Annotated in this window: 10 protein-coding genes; 5 read left to right on the forward strand and 5 right to left on the reverse strand. The window is 72.2% G+C overall.

The window, feature by feature from the left end; translation table 11 throughout:
* Positions 1-343 precede the first annotated feature (343 nt).
* A complete protein-coding gene (locus tag ACIBU0_RS15650) occupies positions 344-2,404 on the reverse strand; it encodes a bifunctional glycosyltransferase 87/phosphatase PAP2 family protein (protein WP_398817556.1) in 2,061 nt (686 codons plus the stop codon).
* 80 nt (positions 2,405-2,484) lie between these two features.
* Between ACIBU0_RS15650 and ACIBU0_RS15655 the strand changes: the two genes are divergently transcribed.
* Both ACIBU0_RS15655 and ACIBU0_RS15660 read left to right on the forward strand, forming a co-directional pair.
* Complete coding sequence (locus ACIBU0_RS15655) at positions 2,485-2,931, forward strand: hypothetical protein (RefSeq protein ID WP_398817559.1); 447 nt, start codon at positions 2,485-2,487, stop codon at positions 2,929-2,931.
* A complete protein-coding gene (locus ACIBU0_RS15660) occupies positions 2,928-3,596 on the forward strand; it encodes an O-methyltransferase (protein ID WP_398817562.1) in 669 nt (222 codons plus the stop codon). The genes ACIBU0_RS15655 and ACIBU0_RS15660 overlap by 4 nt, the downstream gene beginning before the upstream one ends.
* 44 nt (positions 3,597-3,640) lie before the next feature.
* On the opposite strand, the gene ACIBU0_RS15665 is transcribed toward ACIBU0_RS15660, so the two are convergent.
* Positions 3,641-4,033: a hypothetical protein gene (locus ACIBU0_RS15665; RefSeq protein WP_398817565.1), complete on the reverse strand. Its 393-nt coding sequence runs from the start codon at positions 4,031-4,033 to the stop codon at positions 3,641-3,643.
* Between the two features lie 98 nt (positions 4,034-4,131).
* Between ACIBU0_RS15665 and ACIBU0_RS15670 the strand changes: the two genes are divergently transcribed.
* Positions 4,132-4,590 carry a DUF1992 domain-containing protein gene (locus ACIBU0_RS15670; protein ID WP_398817567.1) on the forward strand — a complete coding sequence of 153 codons (459 nt, stop codon included), beginning with the start codon at positions 4,132-4,134 and terminating at the stop codon, positions 4,588-4,590.
* 9 nt (positions 4,591-4,599) lie between these two features.
* On the opposite strand, the gene ACIBU0_RS15675 is transcribed toward ACIBU0_RS15670, so the two are convergent.
* On the reverse strand, positions 4,600-5,043 hold the full coding sequence (locus ACIBU0_RS15675; protein WP_398817570.1) for a hypothetical protein: 444 nt from the start codon (positions 5,041-5,043) through the stop codon (positions 4,600-4,602).
* 5 nt (positions 5,044-5,048) lie between these two features.
* Positions 5,049-5,741, reverse strand: coding sequence for a hypothetical protein (locus ACIBU0_RS15680; RefSeq protein ID WP_398817573.1), 693 nt, complete (start codon positions 5,739-5,741; stop codon positions 5,049-5,051).
* A gap of 96 nt (positions 5,742-5,837) precedes the next feature.
* Between ACIBU0_RS15680 and ACIBU0_RS15685 the strand changes: the two genes are divergently transcribed.
* On the forward strand, positions 5,838-6,329 hold the full coding sequence (locus tag ACIBU0_RS15685) for a GNAT family N-acetyltransferase (RefSeq protein ID WP_398817576.1): 492 nt from the start codon (positions 5,838-5,840) through the stop codon (positions 6,327-6,329).
* A gap of 125 nt (positions 6,330-6,454) precedes the next feature.
* Here the strand turns inward: ACIBU0_RS15685 and ACIBU0_RS15690 are convergent, their stop codons facing one another.
* Positions 6,455-8,512: a DHA2 family efflux MFS transporter permease subunit gene (locus ACIBU0_RS15690; RefSeq protein ID WP_398817579.1), complete on the reverse strand. Its 2,058-nt coding sequence runs from the start codon at positions 8,510-8,512 to the stop codon at positions 6,455-6,457.
* A gap of 301 nt (positions 8,513-8,813) precedes the next feature.
* Between ACIBU0_RS15690 and ACIBU0_RS15695 the strand changes: the two genes are divergently transcribed.
* Positions 8,814-9,728 carry a peptidoglycan-binding protein gene (locus tag ACIBU0_RS15695; RefSeq protein ID WP_398817581.1) on the forward strand — a complete coding sequence of 305 codons (915 nt, stop codon included), beginning with the start codon at positions 8,814-8,816 and terminating at the stop codon, positions 9,726-9,728.
* Positions 9,729-10,036: the final 308 nt, after the last annotated feature.

Raw genomic sequence — 10,036 nt, forward strand, 5'->3', positions numbered from 1 at the left:
CCGACGAAAACCACCGCCAGAAGCCCGCACCCGGCCACACAAAGCCGCACATGACCCAGCCTCCGGCACCGCCCCCGCACACCACGACGGGACGCACGGCTCACCGCGCCCACCCCGGCGACCACCGCATCAACGCGCCGTACCACCCCTCACCACAGCCACAAACACCACACCTGACCGCGCCCTCCCCGCCCACGCCACCAGCCCCGGCAACCCGACGAAAACCACCGCCAGAAGCCCGCACCCGGCCACACAAAGCCGCACATGACCCAGCCTCCGGCACCGCCCCCGCACACCACGACGGGACGCACAGCTCACCGCCCCCACCCCGGCGACCACCGGGTCAACTCGCCGTACCGCCCTTCACCGCCGCCGGAGTTCCGCCGCTGGCCGCGTCCTTCTCCGCCTGCGTCGTCGCCGGGCGGGCGCGGGGGCCCTGGAACAGGTACGTCATGGTGAAGCCCGCGGCGACGGCCAGGGCGCCGCCTGCCGCGTCCAGTACCCAGTGATTGCCGGTGACGACGATCGAGGTGATCGTGAACAGGGGGTGCAGCAGGGCCAGGGGCTTCAGCCACCATCTGGGGGCGAGGATGGCGATCACGAGGCCGCACCACAGGGACCAGCCGAAGTGCAGGGACGGCATCGCCGCGTACTGGTTGGTGAGTTCGGTGAGCGTGCCGTAGTCGGGCTTGGAGAAGTCCTGACGGCCGTGGACCGTGTCGATGATGCCGAGGCCGGGCATCAGGCGGGGCGGGGCGAGCGGGTAGAGCCAGAAGCCGATCAGGGCGAAGACCGTCGCGAAGCCGATCGCCGTGCGGGCCCAGCGGTAGTCGACGGGGCGGCGCCAGTAGAGGACGGCGAGAATCGTCAGCGGGACGCCGAAGTGGAACGACGTGTAGTAGAAGTCGAAGAAGTCGCGGAGCCAGTCGATCTTCACCACGGCGTGGTTGGCCCAGTACTCGATGTCGAGGTGCAGGGCGCGTTCGATGGAGTAGATCTCCTCGCCGTGCTCCTCGGCGCTGAACCGGCCGGCCGAGTTGGAGCCTCCGGCGGCCGCGAGGCGGATCTGGGCGTAGGCGTAGTACGTGACCCGGATGAGGAGGAGCTCGAAGAGCAGGTTCGGCCGGGTGATCACCCGGCGCAGGAACGACACCAACGGGATGCGCCGGAAGCGGGACGGGACCGGGTCGGCGTACTGCGTCGGGATCGGCGTCTGCCAGTACGGCGACGTGCGGGACAGGAACGGCACGACCGCCGCCGTGGCGAGTGCGGCGAGGAGGACGAGGTCGGCGCGCAGCGGGTGGAAGAGCGCCTTGTCCGGCACCATCATCCTCGCCGGCAAGGTCATGACCAGCACGATCGCGATCGGCCAGACATACCGGTCGGAGGCCCGCCTGCCGACCTGCCCGACCACGGCGAGCAGCACCCACAGCAGCTGGTGCTGCCAGGCGGTGGGGGACACGACGATCGCCGCGCAGCCGGTGATCGCCACCGCGAGGAGCAGCTGCCCGTCGTGGGCGTAGCGCACGGCGCGGCGCAGCGCGAGGACGGCGACGGCGGCGCCGATGAGCAGGAAGAGGACGATCTCCCCCGGGCCGGTCAGGCCGAGCCGGAGCAGGGCGCCGTGCAGGGACTGGTTCCCGAGGTCGTCGGCGCGCCCGCCGAGGCCGACGCCCGCCATGTGGTGGACCCAGTAGATGTACGAGTCGTGCGGCATCGCCACCGCGGCGAGCAGCGTGCACCCGGCGAACACACCCCCCGTGGAGAGCGCGGCCCGGCGGCGGCCCGTGAACCACAGCAGCGGCATGAACAGCAGCAGGGTCGGCTGAAGGGCCGCCGCGAGGCCGATGAGCACGCCGCTGGTGCGCTCGCCGCGCACGGCGAAGCAGCCGAGCAGGACGAGCAGGACCGGCATGATGCTGGTCTGGCCGAGGTAGAGGGTGGTGCGCACCGGCAGCGACAGCATGAGCAGGCTGACCGCGACCGGCGCGGCGAGCAGCGAGGTACGCCGGCTGACCGGCTGCGGCAGGGCACGGGCGGCGACCAGGCCGAGGGCGACGACGAGCAGGAGGGTGCCGAAGGTCCAGCCCCAGCCGAGGGCCTGCTCGGCGGCGCGGGTCAGCGGTTTGAGGACGAGCCCGCCGAACGGGGTGCCGGTGAACTGCGTCGAGTCGTACAGAGAACCCTTCACATGCAGGACGCCGTCCGGGCCGACCCAGGTCTCCAGATCCGTCAGCCGCTCCCCGTCCGGGGTACTGAGGACGACGGCCACCTGCCGTGCGGCGAGGATCGCGGCGATCAGCCACAGGCCGAGCCGCGCCACCCGCACGCGCGCCTGGACCGCGCCGACAGCCGTGGCTCCGAGCGCCTCGGCCGGTCGCCCACGGTGTTCCGCCTTCGCCACGCCTCGTCGGCCTCCCCGGAGAGACGCAGGCAACCCCGGTTCACCTGACGCCTACGCCCCTTTTGTACCCCTTTGTCCGGATGACGATAGTCCAGGGCCGGGCCACTCGCCTCCGGTGGCGTCTCGGCCGATGGGGCGGAATCGATCACATCGCGGGACTCGGGCGCCGGCCGCGCGGCCGCGTCCTCACCCTCGCCCTGGCGTTGCTCGCCCTCCAGCTCGGCGCGGCGTGCACCGCGAACGCCACCACTTCTGGCTCCCGGATCGGCGGCGCACGCCCCCGGGCCACCTACGCCGGGCGGGTGACCGGAACGTCCGGCCCGCACCCGGAACGCATCTCCGGCGACCGCGTACTGCGCCGCGCCCCGGCCGACGCCGCGCCGTGGCGACGGCGGCCGCCTTGGCCGTACGACGCTCCAGGTGGCCGGAAACGCCGTTGCCATCGGCGCAGCCTCCTGCGCCGGTCGCTCGAATCCACCATCCTGGAGTCCCGGACGGGACACGGCATACGAAAGGCAAGGCGATGAGCGAGTCGCAGCGGTGGGACGACGTCGACGAGTACTTCTCCGCCCACCTCTCACCCGAGGACGACGCCCTCCAGGCCGCGCTGCGCGACAGTGAGGCGGCGGAACTGCCGATGATCAACGTCACCGCACCCCAGGGCAAGTTCCTCCAGCTCCTCGCCGAGATCCAGGGCGCCCGGAACATCCTGGAGATCGGCACGCTCGCCGGCTACAGCACCATCTGGCTGGCCCGCGCCCTGCCCGCCGACGGCCGGCTGATCTCGCTGGAGTACGACCCCAAGCACGCCGAGGTCGCCACCCGCAACATCGCGCGCGCCGGGCTCGACAAGATCGTCGAGGTGCGGGTCGGCGCGGCCCTGGATTCGCTGCCCAAGCTGGCCGACGAGAACCCCGCCCCCTTCGACCTGGTCTTCATCGACGCCGACAAGGCCAACAACCCGCACTACATCGACTGGGCCCTCCGGCTGACGAGCACCGGCAGCCTGATCGTCGTGGACAACGTGGTGCGCGGCGGCCGGGTCGCCGACGCGGAGAGCACCGCGCCGGACATCCGCGGCAGCCGCGCCGCCATCGAACTCATCGGCAGCCACCCGAGGTTGAACGGCACGGCGATCCAGACGGTGGGCACGAAGGGCTACGACGGCTTCGCCCTGGCGCGCGTGCTGTGAACCCGGCCGTTCAGGCCCCTCCTCGACTTCGGCCCCTCCTCGGCTCAGGCCTCGTGATAGAAGCCGACGTTGACGCTGCGGGGCGCGGTCCGGTCCTGGACGACGATCTCGCCGCTGCCGCCCCTGGGCAGCGGCACGGTCCCGCCGTACGCGATCGGCTGGGCGTACTCACCCACCATCACCCGCACTTCGGAGGACGGTTCCGCCTGCGAGCCGCGCAGCCAGGTCACCTGCCACCCGCCGTCCGGCCCGCACAGGAACTCCAGGTGGACCCGCGAGACGAACAGCCAGTCGTCCGGCGTCGCCAGCCGGCACACCGACTTGTCGCGGCCCACCCGCAGCACGGCGCCCGGCTCGCTGGGCGCGTCGGCCATGAGCATGCCGGCCGTGGCACCCTCGTCCGCCGCGGACACGGCGGCCATGGTGAGTTCGAGCACGTGCGCTCCTCCTGAAACGTCCTTGTACGGCGGCCGTTTTGGCCACCGACGCCGCATGATAAATCGCCCGGCACCGCCGCGTCCGGCACAATGAACTCATGACCGAGCGAAAGCCCCCCGGTGTTCCGTTCGAGTCCTGGGTCGACAAGCAGATCCACGACGCGCAGGCGCGCGGCGACTTCGACCGACTGCCCGGAACGGGCAAACCCCTGCCCGCGGACCTTGAATCCCCGTACGACGAACTGTGGTGGGTCAAACGCAAGATGGCCCGTGAGGGCCTGTCGGTCCTGCCCCCGGGCCTGGCTCTGCGCAAGGAGGCGGAGGACGCGCTGACGGCGGCCTGCGCGGCGCCGAGCGAGCGCATCGTCCGGAAGATCATCACGGACGTGAACGCAAAGATCCGCGACATGCTGCTGAAGCCGCCGCCCGGCCCGCCGCTGGGCCGCAAGCCGTACGACGTCGAGGAGGTCGTACGGCAGTGGCGCCAGCGTCGGGAGGGTCGCCGGGCGGCAGGCGGGACTGACGTGTCGGATGTGCCGGATGTGCCCGGCAGGTAGGGCCGACCGTCAGATGTGCAGGAGCCGTTCCGCCAGCTCGCGGTAGTCGCGCAACGCCAGCCGCAGCTGCTCGGTGTCGGTGGACGAGCCGGGCCTGTCCTCGGCCACGTCCCTGGACTGCCAGGACCCGCGCAGGGTACGGCGGCGCTGGGCCACCGCCTCGGTCAGGCGGCCGGTGAGCTCCTCCAGGACGTGGTCGGCCTCCTCGACGGCGGCCCGGGGGCCGTCGACGAACCCGGAGACCGCGTGCTGCAGCTGCAGCTCGAACGTGTCGGACTCGTCGTGCGTGAAGAGCGGAGTGGTCTCGCGCCCGCTCTCCGTGTCGATCCCGCCCGGCGTCGTGACGCGCGACTCCGTGCCGCCGTGCTCCGTACCGCCGGTGGGCGCGACGGTGGGCCCACTCCTCGCCGGCTCCCGGGGCTCGACGCCCCTGCCGGTCGTCGCGTCCGTCATGTCACTCAACTCCCCTTCGCATGACGCCCTGTGAACGACCACGGCAGATGACCGCTGTGGCCGTCGCTGCGGGCGGCGGCTCGGCCGCCGGTGTCCCTCCGGGACGCGTGGCGCTCACGGACCGCCCCTCGGTGACGCTCGACCGGGGCCGTCAGGTCCTCGAACAGGGCCCGGGCCTCGATCAGCGCCTCGCGCATCTCCTCCGTACCCGGCCCGCCGCCTTCCCGTCCGCCGCCCACGTGCGCATGGGCGACACGGTGGACGTGCCGATACCCGTGCACATGGTCCGCGTGGTGCACGGACAGGGCGGAGAGCTGCTCCTCGTACTGCGCGCCGTCCGGGAACCCGCGGGCCTGCGCCAGCTCGGAAAGCAGCCGGTCGGCCTCGTCGACGGCCTGCTTCGGCGAGTCGACGAAGTGCTCCTGGGCCGCCGTCCAGCGGGCCTCGAACCGCTCCAGCTCGACCGGCTCCAGCGGGCGCTCCCGCAGCCCGCCGTGCCGCTCCACCCGCTGGGTGAGCTCCCTCTCGGCGGCCTTGGCGTCCCCGTCGTGCCGGGCCACGGCCCGCTCGTACTCGGGCCCGAAGCGCCGCTTCAGACCCCGGCTGCCGTGCGCACCCCGAGCGCGCAGGGCCAGGACGGCCGCGCCGAGCACGACGACCGCCGCGATCACGATCAGAACGATCACACTTGTGGACATGTGTGCCGGGTTGCCCGCAAGGCCCCCCTCAAACGGACGCCGGTCGCCCCATATTCGCTTGCGAGCCCACTGACCCACCCCCCGACAATGACGGTCATGACCTGGACCGTCGCCCCGGAACCCCCCGAATCCCCCGCCGCCGTCGCGCTCTGGCGGGCGTACTACACGGAGGTCAGCGACCGCTACTACCTCCTGCACGAGGGGCGCCGTACCGACCCGGCCGAGCTGGAACGCGAGATCGCCGCCGTCACCTGGGACGAACTCCGGCCGCCGAAGGGCACGTTGCTGGTGGCCCGGTATGCCGGCGAGGCGGCCGGCTGTGCCGGGGTGCGGCTGCTGGACGCGGAAACGGCCGAGCTCAAGCGGGTGTTCGTGGACGAGGCGAGGCGGGGCACGGGTGGCGGTGCGGTGCTGGTACGGGCGGCCGAGGACGCGGCGCGCGCGTACGGCGCCACGCGCATGATCCTGGACACCCGCCACGACCTGACCGAGGCCCGCGCCCTGTACACCCACCTCGGCTACGAGGAAACGCCCCCGCACAACGACGAACCCTACGCGGAGCACTGGTTCACCAAGGCCCTGCACTGACGGTTGCCCGGCATGGGGCTGGGCGGGGGCGGGTCGCGCAGCCCGGCGCTGACGGGGTGCCGCTTCTGTGGGTCGGGAGCCGCCCCAGCGGCACGACTGCACAGGCCGCCGCAGGCATCCCCGGCCTAACCGCCGGAGGCACCCGGCTGTTCGCGGTCCGACCCGCACAGTTCCTCGTTCAGCTCCCTCACCAGCTGAATCAGATCGGTGGGCCGGTCCGGCCCCCACCAGTCCCCCAGCAGCTCCGCCAGCGACTCCTCCCGCACCCGGGCCAACCGCCCGGCAACCGCCCGCCCCTCGGGGGTCAGCACCAGGTCGAGGCCCTCGCGTACGGCCAGCCGCCGCCCCTCGACCTGCCGGGCGGCGTCGAGGATGACGGGCAGCGGCACGGCGCTGCGCTCGGCGAGCAGGGCCGGTTCCACCCAGCCGTACCTCTTGATCCGCAGCAGCAGCCAACTCGCCGCCGGCAGCAGGTCGTACCCGGCCCGCTCGGTGATCGTCCGGTACACCTCCCGCCGCCCCTCCCGCGTCCCCAGCACCGACAACGCCCGGCACACCTCGTCGTACGACGACCGCTCGACCGGATTGCTGGCCAGTGTCTCGGTGACGTCGGGCGCGGTCACGGACCCCCGCAGCCTGTCCTCCCGCAGGAACCAGGCCAGCACGAACCCGAGCAGCGCGACAGGCGCTGCGTACAGGAACACGTCGGTGATGGCGGACGCGTACGCCTCCAGCGCCGCCGGCCGCAACGCCCCCGGCAGTTCGGCGATGCCCCGCGGGTCCGCCTCCAGCCCCTCCAGCGAGACGCCGGGCGGCAGTCGCACCCCGCGGAACGCGTCCACGAGCTTGTCGTCGAGCCGCCCCGCGAAGACCGTGCCGAAGACCGCGACGCCGAACGAGGCCCCGATGGACCGGAAGAAGGTCGCCCCGGAGGTGGCGACGCCGAGATCCTCGTACGAGACCGCGTTCTGCACGATCAGCACGAGCACCTGCATGACCAGCCCGAGCCCCAGCCCGAACACGAAGAAGTACACGCTCATCTGCCACGTGGAGCTGTCCACGTCCAGCTGGTGGAGCAACAGCAGCCCCAGGGTGGTGACCGCGGTCCCGGCGATCGGGAACACCTTCCAGCGCCCGGTACGGCTGACGATCTGTCCGGACCCGGTGGACGACAGCAGCATGCCGACAACCATCGGCAGCATGTGCACACCGGACATGGTCGGACTGACGCCCTGCACGATCTGGAGAAACGTCGGGAGATAGGTCATCGCGCCGAACATGGCGAACCCGACGACGAAGCTGATGACGGCCGACAGCACGAAGGTCCGCACCCGGAACAGCTTGAGCGGCAGCACGGGTTCGGCGGCCCGCCGCTCCACGCCGACGAACGCGACGGCGAGCAGGACCCCGAGAACGGCCAGCCCGACGATCTGCGCCGACCCCCAGCCCCACGTGGTCCCGCCGAGGGACGCGACCAGCACCAGACAAGTGGCGACGGACGCGATGAGGAACGTACCGAGGTAGTCGATGACATGCCGCGTCGACTTGCGCGGAATCCGCAGCACGGCGGCGATGACGGCGAGCGCGACGACCCCGACGGGAAGGTTGACGTAGAACACCCACCGCCAGCTCAGATGCTCCGTGAACACCCCGCCGAGCAGCGGCCCCAGCACACTGCTCGCCCCGAACACGGCACCGAACAGCCCTTGGTACCGCCCCCGTTCACGCGGCGGGACGACGTCGCCGACGATCGCCATGGACAGCACCATGAGCCCGCCGCCGCCGAGCCCCTGAACCGCCCGGAAGGCGATGAGCTGCGCCATGTTCTGCGCCATGCCGCACAGCGCGGAGCCGACGAGGAAGATCACGATCGCGATCTGGAAGAGCCGCTTGCGCCCGTACTGGTCACCGAGCTTGCCCCACAGGGGAGTCGCGGCGGTCGACGCGAGCAGGTACGCGGTCACGACCCACGACAGATGCTCCAGGCCGCCGAGGTCGCTGACGATGGTCGGCAGCGCCGTCGACACGATGGTCTGGTCGAGGGCGGCGAGCAGCATTCCGAGAAGCAGCGCGCCGATGGAGACGAGGACGTTGCCGGGCACGTTCTCGTGCGTCTCGACTCCCCGCTTGTGGGGCTGCGCGTCACGCACATTTCCCGTCATACCGTGCGCATCCCCGCCCATGAAGACCTCCCGAGGCTGTCGTTACACCTCTCTGCATCTCCCATCGTGATCGCTTTCCCCCGTTATGGCCTGTCGAGTCCGTTTGGAATGGGTTATTCCGGGGGCTTGCGGAGACCAGGTGAGGAACGTCTGCGTAATGTGGGGAGTTCGCGAGGGGAGGGGCGAACACGTGAGCGAGCCGAGGGGAACAGAGGGAGCGATGGGTCCGGACGACCCGGGGCACCCGCATGGCCGCCGGTGCCCGGAGTGCCAGGCACCGAGAGCGGCCGACAACACCCCGTCGTGCGGCTGCGGCGCGCGCGTGTCCGAGGCCCTGCGAGATGCCCGTACGGCGGAGGCGGCCGCGGCGGAGGACTTCGATCCGCTGCGGATACGGCCATACGTGGAGCTGGAGGGCGACAAGGGCGGCGAGGGCGGTGAGGGAGAGACGATGCCGCTGCGAGCGGTGCCGCCGACGGCCCCGCCTGCCGCACCGCCCACCCCTCTGTCACCCCGGGCGACGACACCGAGCGCAGAGGACCTGAGCCTCTTCGAGCCGGGCGCGGACCGCCACGACCAGGGCGACCACGACGCGGACGACCGCGACGACGTGCCGCGCAGGGCGGGCCGGCGCCGCCGTACGGTCCTGCTCGGTGCGGGCGGAGCGCTCGTGACCGTGCTGGCGGCGGCGGGGCTGGCCAGCGGCCTGTTCACCTATGAGACGCCGTCGCGGGACACGGCGCTCCCGAAGGACGTACGGCCGAGTGTTCCGGCACCGTCGACCAGCGAGGCGTCCGAGGAGCCGTCGCCGACGGGGGCGGCGACGCGACCGGCTCCGCCGCCCGCCGCGCCCGCGTCCCCGACGGAGAGCTCGTCGCCGTCACCGTCCCCGTCCGCTTCCAGCGCGTCCCCGACGCCGTCACGCTCGACGGATCCGACGACACCGCCGCCCTCTTCGTCCGCCGCGGCCACGGCCCCCCAGGACGGCTCCGCCGCGGCTCTGCAACCCCCACCGCCGACCCTCCGCCGCGGCGACCGCGGTCCCGAGGTCACCGAACTCGAACTACGCCTGACCCAACTGGGCCTCTACACGAGGGCGGCCCAAGGCACCTACAACGAGGGCGTCGAGGACGCGGTCGGCAGGTATCAGTGGGCGCGGGGCGTCCAGCCGGAGGAGTACGGGGTGTACGACCTGGCGACGCGGGAGAAGCTGGAGTCGGAGACGACGGAACCGTGACGCGGTACGCCTCGCCCTGCTTCCCGGCCCCCGAGACGCCCAGGAGCTCGGGACTCCGGGTCCGTCGGCGGCTGCGGGTGGTTGTGTGACTGGTCGCGCAGTTCCCCGCGCCCCTGAGGGCGTTGCAGCGCCGGTCGCCTGCCCCACTCCCCCGCCGCTCAGCCCTCCGGGCCGCGCCGCCAGCCGGAGGCGGCCGGTCGCCCAGGAACTCGCGACTGCCGGTTCGCCGGCGGCTGCGGGGCGTGCGTGGCCGGTCGCGCAGTTCCCCGCGCCCCTGAAGGGCGTTGCAGCGCCGGTCGGCTACCCCA

Origin of the sequence: Streptomyces sp. NPDC049627, assembly GCF_044465645.1 — a bacterium.
In the GTDB taxonomy this organism is placed as follows: Bacteria; Actinomycetota; Actinomycetes; order Streptomycetales; family Streptomycetaceae; genus Streptomyces.